This window comes from Deltaproteobacteria bacterium (assembly GCA_016709225.1).
In the GTDB taxonomy this organism is placed as follows: Bacteria; Myxococcota_A; Polyangia; order Nannocystales; family Nannocystaceae; genus Xiheibacterium; species Xiheibacterium phototrophicum.
Genome location: JADJEE010000012.1, coordinates 1,228,358 through 1,247,274 on the forward strand (window position 1 = coordinate 1,228,358; position 18,917 = coordinate 1,247,274).

Annotated in this window: 12 protein-coding genes; 5 read left to right on the forward strand and 7 right to left on the reverse strand. The window is 71.2% G+C overall.

All coding sequences use genetic code 11. The annotated features are described in order from the left end of the window. Positions 1–4 precede the first annotated feature (4 nt). Positions 5–1,405, reverse strand: a complete 1,401-nt coding sequence (locus tag IPH07_30015) for an outer membrane beta-barrel protein (protein ID MBK6921672.1) — start codon at positions 1,403–1,405, stop codon at positions 5–7. 168 nt (positions 1,406–1,573) lie between these two features. Here IPH07_30015 and IPH07_30020 point away from each other — a divergent pair, with 168 nt between their 5' ends. The 3 genes from IPH07_30020 to IPH07_30030 are packed head-to-tail and all read left to right on the forward strand — an operon-like array spanning position 1,574 to position 8,246. Then, complete coding sequence (locus IPH07_30020) at positions 1,574–3,148, forward strand: hypothetical protein (GenBank protein ID MBK6921673.1); 1,575 nt, start codon at positions 1,574–1,576, stop codon at positions 3,146–3,148. Between the two features lie 40 nt (positions 3,149–3,188). Further along, positions 3,189–7,145 carry a protein kinase gene (locus tag IPH07_30025; GenBank protein MBK6921674.1) on the forward strand — a complete coding sequence of 1,319 codons (3,957 nt, stop codon included), beginning with the start codon at positions 3,189–3,191 and terminating at the stop codon, positions 7,143–7,145. A gap of 42 nt (positions 7,146–7,187) precedes the next feature. Beyond that, entirely contained in the window at positions 7,188–8,246 is a 1,059-nt protein-coding gene (locus IPH07_30030) for a hypothetical protein (GenBank protein MBK6921675.1), read from the forward strand. A gap of 40 nt (positions 8,247–8,286) precedes the next feature. Here IPH07_30030 and IPH07_30035 read toward each other — a convergent pair whose 3' ends face one another. Continuing rightward, a complete protein-coding gene (locus tag IPH07_30035) occupies positions 8,287–10,029 on the reverse strand; it encodes a peptide chain release factor 3 (GenBank protein MBK6921676.1) in 1,743 nt (580 codons plus the stop codon). 159 nt (positions 10,030–10,188) lie between these two features. On the opposite strand from IPH07_30035, the gene IPH07_30040 reads away from it, so the two are divergent. Further along, positions 10,189–11,277, forward strand: a complete 1,089-nt coding sequence (locus tag IPH07_30040; protein MBK6921677.1) for a PD40 domain-containing protein — start codon at positions 10,189–10,191, stop codon at positions 11,275–11,277. A 25-nt stretch (positions 11,278–11,302) separates the two neighbouring features. On the opposite strand, the gene IPH07_30045 is transcribed toward IPH07_30040, so the two are convergent. Beyond that, on the reverse strand, positions 11,303–15,199 hold the full coding sequence (locus tag IPH07_30045) for a FecR domain-containing protein (GenBank protein MBK6921678.1): 3,897 nt from the start codon (positions 15,197–15,199) through the stop codon (positions 11,303–11,305). A 240-nt stretch (positions 15,200–15,439) separates the two neighbouring features. Here IPH07_30045 and IPH07_30050 point away from each other — a divergent pair, with 240 nt between their 5' ends. Then, a complete protein-coding gene (locus tag IPH07_30050) occupies positions 15,440–16,270 on the forward strand; it encodes a hypothetical protein (GenBank protein MBK6921679.1) in 831 nt (276 codons plus the stop codon). A gap of 26 nt (positions 16,271–16,296) precedes the next feature. Here IPH07_30050 and IPH07_30055 read toward each other — a convergent pair whose 3' ends face one another. The 4 genes from IPH07_30055 to IPH07_30070 form a co-directional block, all read right to left on the reverse strand. Further along, entirely contained in the window at positions 16,297–16,743 is a 447-nt protein-coding gene (locus IPH07_30055; GenBank protein MBK6921680.1) for an SRPBCC domain-containing protein, read from the reverse strand. Positions 16,744–16,804: 61 nt separating this feature from the next. Further along, a complete protein-coding gene (locus IPH07_30060) occupies positions 16,805–17,587 on the reverse strand; it encodes a hypothetical protein (protein MBK6921681.1) in 783 nt (260 codons plus the stop codon). 73 nt (positions 17,588–17,660) lie between these two features. Further along, positions 17,661–18,317, reverse strand: coding sequence for a collagen-like protein (locus tag IPH07_30065; protein ID MBK6921682.1), 657 nt, complete (start codon positions 18,315–18,317; stop codon positions 17,661–17,663). Between the two features lie 72 nt (positions 18,318–18,389). After that, on the reverse strand, positions 18,390–18,815 hold the full coding sequence (locus IPH07_30070; GenBank protein ID MBK6921683.1) for a hypothetical protein: 426 nt from the start codon (positions 18,813–18,815) through the stop codon (positions 18,390–18,392). Positions 18,816–18,917: the final 102 nt, after the last annotated feature.

The window sequence follows — 18,917 nt, forward strand, 5'->3', positions numbered from 1 at the left end:
GTCGTCAGCGGTCGCGCCGACCGAACCAATGCTCGAAGGTCCCGATGAGCGCCACGTAGACCGCGTGCTGCGAGCGAGCGAGGCCGGCGTCGCCGTCGTGGATTGCGGCGCCTCGGTAGAAGAAGCCCGCGGTCGCGTTGCTGCGATCGTAGCGATACTCGACCCGCAGCTGCAGGTACTCGAACAGCCGCAGGTCGCTGCTCGCCACCGCCGAGCCCAGCAGCTGCGGCACCCCGTAGATGCGCCCGTCGCGATCCCAGAAGGCCTCGCCGCGGGCCGCCAGCCACCAGTGGATGGCATCGCGTCGAAAGCTCGCGATCTGCACGCGGGGTGAGACCGCGCCGGTCACGTACAACGCCACCGGGCTGCCGGGCAACGCGGTGACGCGCTCGCGCATCACGTCGAAGGTCGCGACCAGTCCGACGCGCCCGTGCTCCCACGCGGCCCAGGTGTCGCTCAGCATCCGCCACGCGCGCGGTCGCGTGTCGTGGTCCTCGGCCCCGAAGTGCACGAACTGTCCGAGGTGGACACCGGTGACCGGCTCGACGATCAGCCCGGCGAGGTAGCTCGGCACCCGGTTGAGGTCCGCGAACGTGGCCCAGCCGTTGTGCACCCAGGCCTGCAGCAGCACGCGCTTGCCGATCGGCTGCAGCACACGCAGGCCCATCAACACGTAGGGCGCCGCGTTGAGGTGCCACGGGGTCGAGTAGGTCCAGTTGTCCTTGGCCCAGAAGCTCCAGTAGCCGATCGGCGTGCCGAACAGGCCGCCGCCGATCTCGGTGCGGAGCTTGGGGACGCGCACGCCCGCGTTGGCACGCCCGATGTGCTGCCACACGTTGGCGCCGGCGAGGCGACTGGCATCGCCACCGGGCTCGGGATCGCTGGCGACCAGGCCGGTCGCGGCGGGCCCGACCTGCAGCGCGAGCTCGAGGAACCACGGCTCGCGACGGTCGGCGTCGTGGCGCACGTACGCCGCCGCGAGCGGCACCGAGAACTCGCCGCTGCGCGGCGCCGTGCCCATGCCACGGTTGATGTGGTTGCGCGGCAGGTTCGAGTTGAACACGTAGTCGGCGTCGACGAAGCCGCCGACCACCCACGTGCGCCGCGGGCCGCCATCGCCCGGACGCGTCACGCGGCGCACCAAGGTCTCGTCCGTCGCGCGCTCACGCGGGCGGGGATGCACCTCCGCCGACGCCGAGCTCGCGCCTGGCGGCGTGGCAGCGCGCAGCTGGGGCGCGACCTCGTCGGGCGCCGAGGGCTCACCCGACGACGCCGACGGCGCGGGCTCGGCGACCGCTGCGGGCTCTGCGACCGCTGCGATCGCGTCGGGCCCCGCGTACGTCCGCGGCCCGGCGAGGGCGATGGTCGGCACCACCAGCAACAGCGAGGCGATCGACGCGAGCATGTCCTGATGCGTGGATACCCCAGGCGCGACCGCGCGCGCCACTGTTCGGCGAAGCCTCCCGCGCCGACCCCAGGCGCCCGTGCGTGCTACCTTCGATGTGTGGCCGTGGCAGCGTCGAAGGCTCCGGCGTCGCGCCGCATCGACCTGCGCACGCGCGACCGCTCCCCCATGTGGTGGTTGGGCGCGGTGATGCTCGCTGGCGCCTGCGGCCGGGGGCCGTTCTGGGAGTTTCCCGAGGATCCCTGCGGCGACGATGCCTGCATCTCCGTGTCCACGCTGCAGCGCTCGGTCGACATCTTGTTCGTGATCGACAACTCGGGATCGATGGGTGTGGAGCAGGGCACGCTGGCGGCCAACTTCCCCGCCTTCGTCGAGGTGCTCGAGCAGCAGCAGTTCGGCGCCAGCTATCGCATCGGCATCACCACCACCGACGCCGGCGGTGCCCTGCGCGTGAGCAGCTGCCGCGAGCGTCTGTGGGAGTTCGTGTTCGACGACAACGCGGGCACGTACATCGACGAGTCGTTCGCGGGCTGCCTCGCATCGTGTGGCCACGACGCCGTCGCGACGGTCGCCACCGGGGCCGACGCCGTGGGTCAGCCGTGGATCGAGCAGACCGCTGACGGCAGCAACCTCGGCGACGGACTCTCGATCGCCGACGCAATGCGCTGCGCCGGGCCACAGGGCATCAACGGCAGCGGCTTCGAGGCCCCGCTCGAGTCGATGTACGGCGTCCTGCAGGGCAACGGCAACTCCGCGGGCTTCCTGCGCGACGAAGCCCTGCTCGCGATCGTCTTCGTCACCGACGAGAACGACTGCTCGCTCTCCGACGACGATCGCGCGCGTCTGCAGAGCGACGCCGGTGCCGCACTGTGGACCGATCCCGAGGCCCCCAGCTCGGGCGCGTGCTGGAAGGCCGGCACGATCTGCAGCGGCGGACCTGGCACCTACGACGAGTGTCATGTCGAGGACATCGGCTGGAACGGCCAGCCGACCACACCCGACGAGGCGGTGCTGTACCCCATCTCGCGCTACGTCGATGCGCTGCGTGGTCGATCGAAGGAGAAAGCTGCCCGCGGGGGATCGTCGCAGGTGCTCGTCGGTGTGATCGGCGGGGTCCCGCTCGACTATCCCAGCACCGGTCGCATGGTCTTCGCCGACTCGGCGATCCCCGAGTTCAACCTGCAGTACGGCATCGGCCCCGGCTGCGGCATCGGCACCGAGACCACGACGAGTCCCCCGGGCATCCCGCCGGTGCGACTCGCAGCGTTCGCCGAGGCCTTCGCGACCGACGATCGCAACCTCTTCTCGGTGTGCTCGAACGACTACACCGCCGCGCTGCAGCAGATCGTCGATGGGCTCGCGCAGCTATCGGCGCGCACGTGCGTGCCTGGCTGCGTCGCGGACCACGATCCCGACGAGCCCGGCCTGCAGCCCAACTGCCGCCTCGTCGAGCGCACCACCGATGGTGACGAGCGCATCGTGCCGCGCTGCAACGTCCGCAGCGACGGCTGGAGCTTCCCCGCCACCAGCCCGACGCTGTGCCACCGTGCGCTGCTCGACACCGACGGCGCGACAGCGACCGGCGCCGACGACATGTCGCAGCAGTGCGTGACACAGGGCGCGAACCTCGAGCTCGTCGTCGAACGCCCACCGGGCGCGCTCGAGTCGCCGGGCACGCGCGTCGAGGTGAAGTGCGAGCTGACGCGACCGGTCGGCGAGGCCTGCGAGGAGCCGCCCGGCTAGTTTGCGGCGCGATGCGCCGCCGTGGCACGATCGAGGCGGCATGCCGCACGACGAGCGCGAGCCGCCCGACGACACCGGCGCATCGGCGGGGGTCGAGACCGTGGCCGCGGGCGACGACGCCCGTGTCGAGGTCGAGACCGTGGCCCTCGCCGATGGCGAGCTCGCGACCGAGGCGCGACACGTGCTGGCCCAGGGCCGCACGCCGCGGTCGGACCCCGCGCCGACGGTGCTCGGCCGCTATCGCGTGCTCGAGCGCATCGGCAAGGGTGGCATGGGCGTGGTCTACCTCGGCCACGACGACGAGCTCGATCGCGACGTCGCGATCAAGCTGCTGCGCAGCGACCTCTCCAAGGACCTCTCGGGTCGCGAGCGACTGCTGCGCGAGGCCCAAGCGATCGCCAGGCTCTCGCACCCCAACATCGTGCACGTGTACGAGGTCGCTCAGAGCGACGGCCACGTGTTCATGGCGATGGAGCTCATTCGCGGCCAGACCCTGCGACACCACTGCAAGGGCAAGCGCTGGCAGGACATCGTCGATGCGTGCATCGGCGCCGGCGAGGGGCTCGCGGCCGCGCACGCGCAGGGCGTGGTGCACCGCGACTTCAAGCCCGACAACGTGCTGGTCGACGAGCGCGGTCGAGCGCGCGTCGTCGACTTCGGCCTCGCGCGGGCCCCCGGGGTCAGCGGCGGCGGCGACGACACCGGCAGCTCCGACGGCCAGGCGGCCCTGCTCGCGACCCCGACTTCGGGCACCCGCGCGCGCCTGCTCGACCTCACCGGCACCGGCACCGTGATCGGCACGCCGGCCTACATGGCGCCCGAACAGATCGCGCGCGCCGACCCCGACGCGCGCACCGATCAATTCGCCTTCTGCGTCACGCTGTTCGAGCTGCTGTACGAGCGACGCCCCTTCGCGGGCTCGACGTACACCGAGCTGGTGCGGTCGATCGTGACCGGGCTGCAGGTCGAGGCCGACGCAGGTCCGCTCGGCGTGCCACGAGCGGTGCGAAAGCTGCTGCTGCGGGGACTCGCACGCGACCCCGAGCACCGCTTCGCGTCGATGGACGAGCTGCTGGCGGCACTGCGCAAGGCTCGGGCCCCGGGCTCGCGACGCACGTGGGTCGCCGCGCTCGTGGCCGCGGGTGCAACCGCTGCGGTCGTACAGCTCGGCGGCGGCGAGCCAGCGCGCGCGGTGGTGTCGACGCCGCAGAACCAACCCGAGCTGCCACCCGCCGATCCGTGGCACGAGATCGTCGCGGCGACCGATCTGCCGCCGACCATCGATCGTCCCGACGCCGACGATCCCGCGGGCGTGAGCGTGCATCGGCTCCGCAACGGCCTGACGGTCTATCTCGCACGACGTCCGCTCGAGCCGTCGATCGCGGTGACGATCGCGGTGCGGGCCGGCAGCGAACAGGAGCGCGGCTTCGGCCCCGGCCTGGCCTACCTCGTGATGAACACGCTGTACCGCGGCGGCGACCAGCTCGGCGTGCTCGAACCGACGCTCGCGCGCCCCTCGTTGGTGCTACAGCACGAGCTGCTCGCGGCGCTGCCGACCGTTCGCGACGCCGCGGCTCGCGATGCGATGATCGCTGCGATCAGTGCCGCCGAGCACGCCGAGCTGCCGTGGGTGGCGCCAAACGATCTGGACGACGGCGCACGCGCTCTGGTCGGGGATGGCGTGTCGGGCTCGCGCACCGGCAGTGGCACGACGTTCGAGATCGAGGTGCCCGCCCACCGCCTCGACGCCGTACTCGCGCTCACCGCCGAGGCGCTGCAGCGCCCCGCGTTCCGCGACGTCTTCGCGCAGGTGCAGTCACAGCTCGATCTGTATGCGTCGACGACCTCGAACGAGCGCGCGTGGCAGCTGCTGCAGCGCGAGCTGACGCCGGCCACCGGCCTGCGCGAGGACTACGAGACCGCCAGTGCGTACGTGCTCGGGCTACCGCTCGCCGACGCGCGGCGCTTCTACGACGCGTTCTATCGCCCCAACAACACCGCGATCGTGCTGGTCGGCGACATCACGCCCGAGCAGGCGTTGCCGCTGGTCGAGGCCCACTTCGGCCGCTGGGTCCCCGCCAGCGTGCCGTTCACGCCGCCGCAGGATCAACCGCTCGCGCAAGGCGTCGTGCGCCACGAGATCGAGGACGGCGGTGCACCGGCGGTGTTCATGTCGTGGCCGTTGCCGCCGACACAGAGCCCCGAGTACCCCGCATTCGTGGCGCTGGGGCAGGCGCTCGGCCACCACGACGGACTCGGCTCGACCTTGCGCTCGGCGACCGCCGACGTGCTGTGGGACATCACGCCCTACCGCAGCCTCGACGTCCGCGTCACCGCGCTGCCGGGGCAGACGCTCGATCGAGCGGAGGCCGCGACGCTCGCGACGTTGCAGGACATCGCCACCGATCGCCTCCCCGACGAGGCCTGGCGACCCGCGCTCGCACGCGCCGAGCTCACGCGCCTGCGCTGGTCTCGGAGCGCGAGCTCGCTGGCGGACACCATCGCGACGTCGTTCGTCGAGCGTCGAGCGTGGCGCGATGTCGCCGGCGAGCTGAGCACGCCGCCGGCGCGCGCCGAGCTGGTGGCGGCCGCCAAGGCCCTGCTCGATCGCTCGCGGGTCGTGGTCTACAAGCGCACCGGCGACACCTGGCATCAGCCGATGCCATCGCTGCCCGGTCGACGACTGCCGCTGCAGTACGGCCGCCAGTCGGCGTTCGTGCGCGCGCTGGTCGACACGCCGGTGACTCCGCCCGAGCCGCGCTTCCTGGTCGCGGGCAGCCACTACCGCGACGAGCTCGTCGGCACGCGCCGCTTCATCTCGACCGCATCCGAGGCGCCGCTGGCAACCGTCGCGTGGGTGTACCCCGTGGGCGTCGACGAGGATCCCTTCGTCTGCGACGCGGTGCGTGCCCGCATGTGGGCCGTGGGCATCCCTGGCGTCGACTTCAGCGCGTACTGTACGAACGACTTCGTGTGGGTCGACGTCGTGGCGCCTGCCCACCGCTTCGTGCAGGACGCCACGTTCGTGTTCGACTGGCTCGAACGCGGCATGCCCAGCGACGCGCAGATCCACGACTACATCGAGCGCGCGCTGCAGCAACGCGCTGCCCGCCGCACCAGCGCGACTTGGCGCGAGGGAGCCTTCCACGCCTTCGCGCTGCGGGGCGAGCACGCGATCGACGCCCACATGCCGTCGGACGATCAGCTGCGCCGCCGCGGCGCTCAGGAGATCCCGGACGCGCTCGCACGCCTGGGCACGCGCGCCGCCGATCTGCTCTACGTCGGTCCGACCCCCGAGCGCATCCGCGAGCTCGTGCCGGCCTCGAAGGGCATCGGCGCCTCCGGCACCCGACGCCCTCGCGTGCGCACGCCCCAGCACGACATGGTGTTCGTGCTCGACGATCCCTCGATGGAGTCGGTCGAGATCGTGGCGTCGACGACCTGGCCGGATCTCCCGCCGCGGCTGCAGCTGGCGGCGGAGATCCACGCCGACGCGATCAACGATGCGGTCGGGCTGGGCCCGCCATCACTCGAGCCCCGCTGGCAACGGGCGCCGTGGTGGGCGACGCGGCACCCACTGGCGACACGGGCCGCCTATGCGTGCGCGCCGAACGACGTCGATCTCGCCGCCCAGACGCTCCACGAGCTGATGCGTACGCGCGTCGCGGCCGTGGACTTTGCCGCCGACCATCACGCGCTCGAGGTCTCGTTCCGCAGCTACCGCACGCCCGCGCGCCTGGTGCCAGAGACCGTGCGCCTGTGGGACGAGGACAGCACCGACCCCCGTGTCGCGCAGTGGCTCGCGCTGCCGGGTCTGACGCACGAGGACGTGCAGCACTACGAAGAGGGCCTCGCGCGTCAGCCCATCATCTACTCGGTGATCGGCGACGTACGTCGCATCGACCTGCAGGCGCTCGCTCGCCACGGTGAAGTCGTGCGCGTGGACCTCGGTGCGCTCGACGATCTCCTGCGCGACCCCGACGGCTCCGAGGGTTGAACCCACTGGCGCGTCAGCGCGCGCCCTGGCACCTTTGCGGGCGTGAGTGGCAAGCGGACGCGGTGGATCCTGCTCGGTGTCGTGATTGCGGCGGTGGCCGCGGTCGCAACGATGGTGTCGATGCGCCGGGGCTCGGTCGCCGACGTCGAGCGGCTGTGGAGCGAGGCCGACCTGCCGACGCTGCCGCCGACCGCGAGCAACGGCTGGCAGGTCGTGGTCGACGCGCGGGCGCAGCTACCGGTCGACTACCCCACCGAGAACCTCGCGGAGGTGTCGGCGCTACTGGCCGACCCCGACACGGTGTGGAGCGAACTCGAGGCCCGCGATGCCACGATGTCGCCGATCATCGCGGCGTTCAAGCGCAGCGCCTACCGCGACGTGTGGCATCGCGCGCGCGCCTTGCCGGCGTTCGCCGACGGCTGCGCCTGGGTCGCGATGGCCGACTGCCCGACGATCATGTTGGTGCAGCTGCATCGCATCGCGGTGCTCGACTTCCTGCTCGACGCGCGCGGCGAACACTGGGACGAAGCGCTCGAGGGCATGCATCGCCTGCTGCAGATCGAGCTCGACTTCCAGGCCTCCGCGCGTGACGTCGTCGCGCAGGTCGCCGCCGCCGAGATGCTCGCCGATGGCATGTCCGCCACCGTCGCGCTCGTCACCCGCGCGGGTGCACAGGGCCAACAGCCGCAGCTGCGTGCCAAGCTGCTCGAGCTCGCGAGCACGGCCGAGTTCGGCCCCCACCTCGATCGCGCGGTGGTGGCCCACTACCTGCGCACGATGGTCGGCCTCGAGCAGCTCGCCGCCGCCCAGGCCACCGCAGGCGTGCCGGGCGACCTCGCCACGTGGTTGTTCTCGCCGGCGAAGACCGGCGCAGAGCTCAACCGCTACTTCCGCGTCCTGATGAAGGTCGTGACCGACGAGGCCGGCAGGCCGGAGCCCGCCGACGCGCAGGAGTGCCAGCTGCGCTTCGACCCCGCCGGCTGCCAGCTGCTCGAGATCGCCGTCACCGCCCACCAGCTCCGCGACCACCGCGACCAGGTCCTGCGCGCACTGGCGCGGGTCGAGGCCGCGCAGGCCAAGCTCCCGGTCGACGCCGACTGACGCGGGCGCCCGTGCGGGCCGTGTCCGCGCGCGCAGGCCGTCAGGTGTGTTCGCGCGTCGCCGAGAAGCGCACGTCGGGGAAGCGCTCCTCGACCTTCTGCAGGTTCCACTTGTTCGGGGCCAGGTACGCGAGATCGCCGTGGGCATCGATCGCGAGGTTCATGTCGTTCTTGCGCTGGAACTGGTCCATCAGCTTGCGCACCTCGTCGGCCGACTTGCCCTCGACCTTCGGCGTGATCCAGCGCGCGGTGGTGTACTCGACGGCCTCGTAGTCCGCCTCGACGCTGTACTCGTGCAGCAGTCGGTGCTTCATGACCTCGAGCTGCAGCTGGCCGACCACGCCGACCACGTACTCGGCTCCGAGCAACATCTTGAACACCTGGATCGCGCCCTCCTCGGCCAGCTGCTCGAGCCCCTTGCCGAGCGCCTTGGCCTTGAGCGGGCTCTTGAGCAGCACGCGACGGAAGATCTCGGGTGCGAACGACGGGATGCCGGTGAAGCGCAGCAGCTCGCCCTGCGTGAAGGTGTCGCCGATCTTGATGGTGCCGTGGTTGGGCAGGCCGATGATGTCGCCGGCGAACGCCTCTTCGACGATCTCGCGGTTCGCCGCGAAGAACATGGTCGCGTTGCCGAGCCCGACCTCGCGCCCGAGCCGGCAGTGGAACGCCCGCATGCCGCGCTCGAAGCGTCCCGAGCAGATGCGCAGGAACGCCATGCGATCGCGGTGCTTGGGATCCATGTTCGCCTGGATCTTGAACACGAAGCCCGAGAACCCCGGCTCGTCGGGCTCGATCTGTCGGGTCGGCACCGGCTGCCCGGGCGCCGGGGGCGTGACCGCGGCCGGCCCGGTGATCGCGACCCGCGGCTGTGGACGCGGCGCGAGCCGCAGATAGGTCTCGAGCAGCTCGCGCACGCCGAAGTTGTTCATCGCCGATCCGAACAGCAACGGGCTCTGCTTGCCGGTTGCGAACGCCTCGGGATCGAACTCGGGGGCCGCACCCGCGAGCAGCTCGAGCTCGCCGCGCAGCTCGTCGGCCTGGTCGCCCAGCAGCTCGTCGAGCTTGGGATCGTCGGGACCGCTCACCGGGATGCCCGCATCCGGCCACTGGTCCTCGCCGTGGCTGTCGGCGTAGCGAAACAGGTGCACCTGCTTGTGCACGATGTCGTAGACCCCGCGGAAGCGCTTGCCCATGCCGATCGGCCACGTCATCGGCACGCAGTGGATCGAGAGCTTGGCCTCGACGTCGTCGAGGAGCTCGATCGGCGAGCGGCACTCGCGGTCGAACTTGTTCACGAACGTCACCACCGGCGTGTCGCGCAGGCGACAGATCTCGATCAACTTCTCGGTGCGCGACTCGACGCCCTTGGCGCCGTCGATCACCATCAGCGCGGCATCGACCGCCGTGAGCACGCGGTAGGTGTCCTCGCCGAAGTCGGCGTGGCCGGGCGTGTCGAGCAGGTTGACCTCGAAGGGCGCGACCGCCTCGGCCTGCTCGGGCAGCCGATACTGGAAGCTGAGCACGCTGGTGGTGACCGAGATGCCGCGCTCCTGCTCCATGGCCATCCAGTCGCTCACCGCGTGGCGGCCGGCCCGACGCGCTCGCACGGCGCCGGCGATCTGGATCGCACCGCCGAAGAACAGCAGCTTCTCGGTCAGCGTGGTCTTGCCCGCGTCGGGGTGGCTGACGATGGCGAAGGTTCGCCGACGCGACCAACCTGCCGCGGCGTGGTCGGTGGTCGGGTCGCCCGCGGTCGCGGCGGAGTCATGGGGGGCTGCGGTCATGGGGCGCTCGTCGTTCTCGCGCGCGGCCCGATCGAAGGGCCGCGTTGGCGGGCGCAGCAAAGAACAATTCGGCGCCGCATTCAAGCTGCGCCCCCCGCCGGGGACTTTAAAGGCCATTCGCCGTCGATACCGCGGGCGCCTTCGTGTTAGGGTGATGCCATGGCGTCGCTTGCGTGGCTCCGGACATGCATTCGGTGTGGTTGGATCGGACTTGCCTCGGCCGCGTGCAGCTTCGACAGCAGCGGTGGCAGCGGCGGCTCGGATGGCAGCAGCGGCAGCGAATCGAGCGCGGGCGCCACGCTCACGACCACGACCAATACCGCAACGACCGCGGGCACCACCGCCTCCGACAGCAGCGGAAGCGGCGATGGCCCCACCTCGGGGGCGACCACGACCACCGACCCGAGCGGTTCCAGCAGCAGCGACGGCGCCGATGGCAGCTCGTCGACCGGCGTGCCCACTGGCGACTTCGGCGAGCCGATCGCCGTCGACGCACTCAACAGCGAGTCGGACGACGACGACGCGACGCTTTCGACCGACATGCTCGAGGTCTACTTCGCGAGCACGCGCCTCGGGAACGAGGACATCTTCGTCGCGCACCGCGGCAGCGTGACCGAGGACTTCGACGAGCCGGTGCGCGTGGACGAGCTGAGCAGCACCTTCGTCGACTCGACGCCGGAGCTCTCGTTCGATGGCCTCACCATGACCGTCACGAGCGATCGCCCGGGCACACTCGGTGGCCTCGACGTATGGGTGAGCACCCGCGACAACCGCGACGACGCGTGGAGCAACCCCACGCACATCGGCGAGCTGAGCACGATCGCCAACGAGGGCAGCGTCGTGCTCACCGGCGACCTCCTGACCGTCTACCTGTGCGAGTCGGGTGATCCGCCAGACTACGACCAGATCGTATTCGCCACCCGCGAGCACACCGGCGACGCATTCGGAGCGCCAGCGGTGTTCGCCGATCTCAACGCCGACGGCCGCGACTGCACGCCGTTCGTGGTCGCCGACAACACCGAGCTGTGGTGGGCGAGCACCCGCGCCGGTGGCGAAGGCGCGGAGGACATCTGGCGCATCGACCTCGTGGATGGACTGCCGAGCGGCACCGCCGAGGTGATCGACGAGGTCAACGACGACTCGCGCGACGAGGACCCGTGGGTCTCGCCCGATGGCGCGACGCTGTTCTTCTCGAGTACGCGCGCGGGCATGGGCGGCCAGGACATCTACATGGCGATGCGCCAGTAGTGCGCCTGGCCGCCGGCGCGGCCCGTCAGCCCGACCAGAACACCCGCGCCACGCGGCTGCTGCCGCGCTCGATCACGACCGGGAAGCTCTGCTTGCCGTTCGGGGTCCGCAGCTCGAGCACCGCTCGGATCGGCCGCGCGGCCTCGTCGGCGAGCCCGGTGCCGTTGCGGGTGACCTCGACGAACACCGACTTCTTCACCTTCGCGAGCGCGACCTGCTCGAGCCCTGCGGCTTCGCGCACGGTCAGGCCGAGCGGGTGCGTGGCGCCGAGGCGCCGGCCCTTGGCGTCGACGACCGCGATGTCGAGATCGTCCTCGCCCGTCCACGTCAGCGTCGCCTTGAGCTGGCCCTTGAGCGCCGGCAGGGCCGCCGGCGCGCCCGCAGCCAGCTCGGCCTCGGCGAGCGCGAGCGCACGCGAGGTCGCCTTGGTTCGCACCATGCCATCGCGCAGCGCGACGCGGGCCTCGGTCACGCGACCGCTACGGCCGAGGCACTGCGCGAGCGCGGCGTGGGCGTCGAGATTCGACGGGTCGATGCTCACCAGCGCCCGACGGTGCGAGCACGAGCGCCGAAGATCGCCCTTGCTCGCGAAGGCACGCGCAAGCGCCTCGTGCTGCGACTTCGAGAACGGCGTGACCTCGAGCGCGCTGGCGTAGGCACGCGCCGCCAGGGGATCGCCCTGCGACGCCAGCACGTCGGCCAACGACTCGAGCGCGGGCGCGTGGTCGGGATCGGTGTCGGCCCAAGCGCGGGCAAACGCGAGCGCCTCGGGGTGACCGACGCGGATCGCGGCCCGCACGAGTGCGCCGTGCGACGAACGTCGCGTGGGGTCGAGCGCGAGCGTGCGCTGGAGGCCCGCGATGGTCGCGAGGTTCTTGCTCGAGGGGCCGCTCGACGCGGCGATCTTGAGCACCGGGATGCGCCGCAAGAAACCACCCCAGCCGCCCGACCGACGCGAGCGCTCGTCATCGAACGCGACGCCACCGCCCCATGGGTCGGCCGGTCGGCTGCTCGACGACGACGAGGGCTTGGCCGGCGCCGGGGTCTTCTTCGCCTTCGCGACGTCCTTGGTGCGCACCTCCGATGCGGCATCGGCCTCGGCATCGGAGCCATCGCCCTCATCGAGCGCCGCGCCGAGGTCACCGGGGGCGTCGTCGGGCGCGAAATCACCGCTGGCCGGGCCCTGCGCGCGGCCGCCCTTCTCCGCTTCCTCCTCCGGGGCGACCTCGCGACGTGGTGCGGGCGCGGGATCGGGCGACGGCGCGAAGTTGTCGTCGCGATCGGTCTTGGGCTCGGCGGCCGCCGGCGGTGCGGGTGCGGGCGTGACGGTGGCCGGTGGCGCCTCGGTCGGCGTGGGGGTGGGCTCGGCCTTGCGGGCGTCGACGTCTTCGTGCCTCGCGACGGGGCCGCTGGCGAGGCCGCCCTGCACGTTGCCCGGCACTTCGGCCGCGGGCTGCTCCGCCTCCTTGTTCGCGTCGACCTTGCCGCCCCACTTGTCCGTGCTCGCGGCGGTGCGCACGACGTTGAACTCGCGGTACATCGCGTCGTTCTCGAGCACCAGCAGCGCGGTGAAGCGCGACAGCACCGTGTAGTCCTTCGAGAGCGCCACGATGCGGTCGTGGGCATCGAAGCCGGCGGTCTTCGTGAGGTGGGCGATCTGCATCGCCGCCCAGGTCCGAGGCAGGTGTTGGTTCTGCGCCGGCGCCCCCGTGCGCGTCGCCGTGATGTCGACCGGGAACGTGGCGCGCACAGGCCCCTGGGGCCCGTCCGCGAGCAGCGTCACCTCGCCCTTCACGGGGTGCGAGAGCTTGCCCGTCACGACCAACTCGTCGCCGGGGCGCAGGCCCGCGGCCTCGGAGTGCCGGACATCGACCATGCCGTCGGGCAGCTCGAGCCGCACGTTCTTGGCCATCGGCACCTGTGCACGCAGCCGCAGGTCTCGCACGAGCTCGCGCAGATCATCGCGCGCATCGATCTGCACGACATCGCCGCCGGTGGCCTCCACCACGGCACCGAGCGCGACGAGATCGGCGCGGGCGCCCAGCGCGAGCGCCTCGACGCGCACGTCGGGCAGCGCATCGCGCACCAGGCCGGCCAACTTGTCGGGCGCGAGCTCACCGCTGCTCGGCGAGCCATCGCCGATGTACACCACGACCTTCTGCGCGTCGGTGCCACCGCTGCGCGCGAGCGCCTCGCCGGCCTCGATCATCATCGAGCCGACATCGCTCGCGCCGGCCATGTCCTGCTCGTCGAGGAAGCGACGCGTGGCGTCGATCGCCGCCGCGGTGGGGGTCTGCAGGCCGCTCGGCAGCTCGTCACAGGCCGCGTCGCAGGCCAGCACGGTGAAGCGATCATTGGATTCCATGCCGCCCGCCATGGCCTCGACCATGCCGCGCGCGACCGTCCACAGCTCGGGGGTGGTGCTGTGGCTGCGGTCGACCACGAAGGCGAAGTTGACCGGCCGCTCGTCGCGGGCGAACTCCAGCTTAGGGTCGAGGGTCAGCATGAAGTAGGCCTGGCCGTCCTGATCGAGGTGCGTGCTGGCCGAGAAGCCCGACTCGCGCTGCGCGACCGGCAGGTCGACGCCGAGGTCGTAGGTGGGCTGGAAGTTCTTCTGCTCCGTCGACAGCTGCAGCGTGTTGCCCTCGTCGCGCCGATCGAGCGCGAGCATCGGGGTGTCGATCTCGTCGAGGTGCGCGAGGTCGAGCTGGCTCTTGTCGACGTTGACCGTCAGCGAGAAGTTGTCGACCGTGGTGCCGCTGGCTCCGGTGCCGCCGAGCGGGAAGCGGTAGCGCACGGCATCACCGACCTCGGGCAGCACCTGCGTGTACGACAGCTTCACGCGTCGCTCGCCGCGGCCGGGGATCGGGAACAGCCGCAGCTTGAAGACGTTGCCGCGCTCCCACTCGAGCAGGGCCGGATCCCGCGGTACGGTGGCGTCGACGATCTGCTGGAAGATCTGTCGTGCGCGCTGCTTCTCGACGATCTCGCCCTGCATCCACGTGTTGCCGACCAACAGGTCGAGCCCGGCGATCGAGGCGTCGCCCGGCAGCGGGAAGCGGTAGATGCCCTCGAGCACCGCGGCACGCTCGTTGAAGAACGCCTGCTCGATCTCGGTGTGGGCCATGCGGCCGGTGATGTTCACGCTCACGCGCTGCTCGGTGAGGCGGATCTTCTGGCCCTGCTCCTGCTGCGATCCGGGCACGCGCGCGGTCAGGCTGCCGATGCCGCGCGGCACCGCGTCCATCGCAGCGGCGGCCTGCTCGAACGTGCGCGACCAGCCGGTCTCGCTCAGCGGACGCAGGCTGAGCTCGGGTCGATCGCGACGCTCGGGCGCCGCCAGCGGCGCGGTGATGCGCTCACCGGCGCCGAGCTCGACCCGCTGCCCGCTCGATTCGACGACCGCGCGTCCGTGCACCACGGCGACCTGCCGCGTGGCCCCCGCATGGACGATCTGGACCTCGCCGCCCTCGACCCGGATCAGATCGTCTGCTGCACGCACGAGCAGCGGCGTGGTCACCCCCCCGTCGACCAGCGCGACCACCTCGCCACGCGTGAGCGTGACCTCGCCGCCCTCGGTGGGGACCACGAGCCCGGTGTCCTCGTTCACGCGCAGCCGCGTGCCGCCGGTCAGCGCGATCTCGGCCAGCGTGCCCTTGGGCGTCTCGACCGACTGCCCCGCGTCGAGCTTCGCACCCTTGCCGAGGAAGGTGCCCTCGGCCAGCGCGCTCGAGCGCAGCCCACCGGGTCCGCTGATCGCGGTGACCTCGGCGGACTTCGCCGCCGTGGCCGCGGCATCGGCCAGGGGCGCCGCTGCACCGGCCTGCTGTGTGATCTGGTCGACCGGCACCTGATTGCAGGAGGTCGCGAGCGCGAGTGCGACCAGCGGCGCGCGAACCGAGTGGGGACGAGTGAGCGACATGGGCATGGGCTCCCTTTCAGGGTGCGGCGAGGAGCGACGGAACGCGCGAGCGCCCGCGTCCGGTCTCGGAGATGGGGCCGCGACGAGCCTTCGGCCCCTGCCGGGACTGGACGCGCGGGCCCAGCCGAGGATCTGCGATTGCCACCACCCCCGGCAATCCACCGCGGGCGATGCACCCAGAAACGTCACCCGCGGGGGCATGACAAGACCGCCCGTTGGCGAATACGCTTGCGACTGTCGATGCAGAACCCGCGCGAGTCGTTCCTCGCCCAAGTCCGGACCCCGGACCTCGACACCGAGGTGTTCGAGCTGCGGCAGAACCTGACCAACCTCAAGCGAGAGGCTTTGGCCCAGGCCAAGGTGGTCGAGGAGGAGCGCGCGCGGCTGGTGATGCCGGGCCTCTACGAGCAGATGGTGCAGATCGAAGTCCAGCTCGCCGGCCACATCGGGCTCGGGGTCGCGCTGGCGCTCTCGGTGCTCGACGAGCACCACAGCGGCGCCTCGCTGTCGCAGTTCGACCGCGAGCTCCGCGAGCAGATGAGCGAGACCGCGAGCAACCTCGCGACCCGCCACGGCAGCCGCCTGGCCAAGATGGTCGCGCAGGTCGAGGCCCAGCGGCTGGTCTGGCGCCACAGCCACGAGTTCATGTCGTGGCTCGCGTTCCGCCGCGCCGACGAGCGCTACCCCGCCAAGGATCGCCTCGAACGCCTCGACGCGTTCGGCGTGCAGTCGCGCCTGCTCGAAGCCCGCACGGTGGTGATCGGCGTGGCGGGCGTGCGGCTGTCGGCCGCGCTCGAGGGCGCCGATCGCTTCAACCTCGGCAACCGCTGGCGACTCTCACCGACCCCCGAGCACGCGCTCGAGCGCTACGTGTGGCCGCTGCTGTCGTACATGCCCGCGACGACGGTGAAGATCGAGCGCTTCCGCTGGGAGTACGACACCATGGTCGAGGCCGGTGCGCCCGACAACATCCTCGAGGCCGAGCGGGCGAAGCTGGCGGGCATGCTCGAGGCCCAGTTCGCCGACGCACTGGGCGACGTGCCCGAGACGGCGCGCGCAGGGATGCTCTGACGCGGGCGCGCCGCGGACGACGACCGCTACGCGCGCTCGCAGGCCTTGGTCAGGTCGGCCGCATAGCGATCGAACACCGGCGCGAAGTCGGGCAGCGAGCCCTTGATCATCGGCAGCATCAAGCCGCGGAACTCCTCGACCATCTCGAACTCGGTCACGTCGCCGCGGGGCGTGAGCGTGAAGGTGCGCGTGCCCTGGAACATCGGCGCGAAGCCGTCGCGCCAGACCATGCGCTGCTGCGGCACCAGCTCGACCACCTTCGGCGTGAACGCGCGGCCGGGTGCGATCGGCACCCGGATGCTCAGCTTCTGGCCCACCGCGATCTCGCCCTCGATCGACGACACCGTCGAGTTCCAGCTGGGAAAGCCCGCCGCATCGGTGAGCCGGGCCCAGATCGCCGCCGGGCTCGCGTGGATCGACGCGCGCACGGCGTAGCGCAGGGAGAAGGTCGACTGGGTTCGCTCGGCGGTCACGGCCGCTAGCCTGCCCGGGCTCGGGCTCGCCGTCTTGTACGAACACGACGACGTGGGGCGGCTATCCGAGCGGGTAGATCGTCCAGCACTGGCCGGCCCAGCCCGAGTCGTCGCCCATGACGACCTGCAGCGAGTCGAGGACGTTGCTCAGCGAGCGCATCTCACCGAGGTACATGTTGGTCATCAACGTGCAGCTATCGTCGATCTCGATGGGGCGCCAGAACTGCCCGCTGTACGGCGCCGTCTCGCCGAGGCTCGGCGCCTCGGTCGAGCTGTCCAGCGAGTGCTCGAGGTAGTAGACGTTGTCGAAGCGGAAGTAGCCGTCGCCGAGGTCCCGGACGATCCACCGCGCCCGGTCGCCGGCGACATCGAAGTCGGCCATCTGCGGCGGTGACGAGGTGCCCGCCGCCGACAGGCCGTAGAAGCCGCCCATGTACTCGTTGCTGAGCGTGACCAGGGTGCCGTCGGTCGGGCAGATCTCATCGACCGCGTCGTCGCAGTCGTCGTCGAGGCCGTTGCACCACTCGTTGCCGGTGGGGACGCACCCGGGCTGGGGCTCGGGCTCCGGCTCGGGGCTCGGACCCTCACCACCCGACGAGTCGCCACCCGACGAGTCGCCACCCGAGCTCCCGCCGGTCGCGTCGCTCGCAGGGGCCGGGCCGCCGCTGGACTCGTCGTCGCCCGAGTCATCGCTGCTCGAACCGCTCGACCCGCTCGAGTCGCCCGAGTCGTCGCCGCCGATCGCCCCGGGATCGGCGGGCGCGGTGCAAGCGGCGCTCGCCACCGCGATACCGGCGAGGCAGAGGATGGAGGTGGCGTGATGGCAGAGGCTTTGGATCGTCATGGTCGTTGCTCGCGACGAACATCCGGCGACCGGCCGGTTTGATTGCGTCGGCCGAGCGAGCCGGCGGGCCCGGTCACTCGCGCACGATGGTGATGACCTCGTGCGCGGTACCGACGGCCAGCACGATGCCGACGCTGTCTTGCATCGCGAATCCGAACTGATGATTCTCACCCTCGGTGAGAGGCACCCGCGCGACCGCGACGAGGTGACCGACGCGAGTGCTGGCGTCGATCGTCGCGTACGTCGCCCCATATTCGTCGTCGACGCCGTTGTGGTGGAGGTTCACCGCCAGGTTCATGATGTGGTCGGTGGCGTCGGTCTGGGTCTGGAAGCTGGCCGTGAGTTGGATGATGGCAACTTCGTTGGGACCGGCGAGGTAGATCGGGTCGTCGGAGTACCGACTCCACGTTCCCGCTTGCGCCCAGAAGTCGCCCAACGACGCATCGAAGCTCAGCGTGGTCACCGTTCCCGGGGCGCCCGCGGGACCCTGCGCGCCCGCGGGACCCTGTGCACCTTGCTGGCCCGGTGGGCCCTGTGACCCCTGCGGGCCGGCCGCGCCGGGCGTGCCGTCCTTGCCCGGGAGTCCGTCGACACCCGGGGTCCCATCCACGCCGGGTTGTCCCGGTGGCCCCTCGGGTGTGCATGCCGCGAGCAAGCACGCCCACAACATGGCGGCCTGCGAGTGCCGGCCGCCAGAGATTCTCACTGCGTCGATTCTGCGTTCGTGCATCTCGTGCTCCCGTGTGTCGAAGTCGAAGCGATCGCGCGAACGATCCACCGTGCGCGCGTCGAAAGCCGCCGGCTAGTAGCATTCGGTGTTCGCGAGATCGAGGTCGCGGACCGCGAAGGACTCGGGCGTGCACGCGCCTCGCGTGATCTCCATCCGATCGAGCGTCAGCGTGCGTCCCACGGCAATGCCCTCGGACTCGACCTTGTCGGCCTCGGTGTGGTCGATGCGGAGCTCGCACGTGGGTTGGACATCGTGCTTCTCCGCGTCGGTGATCGCGATCTCGACGAGATACGGCGCGTCCGCCTCGCTGCTGGCGCGCTCGATGGTGGTGATGACCCCCCGATACTCGTCGACCGCCTGGTACTCACACGGGCCGCCGTCGAGGTCGTCCGCGTCGCACGCGACGCCAGCGAGGAGGCATGCCACGCAGACCGCCCATGCGGCCGAAGCAACGGAGGCGAGGCGAGAGGTGTTGGGGATGGTGACGTCGATGGTCATGTTCGGTTCTGCACCGACCATCCGACGCCGGCCCGGTTTGATTGCGCTGCGGGTCGTATCGAGCGCGCGACGCCGCCCAAGGACCCGCAAGGCCCGAGCCCT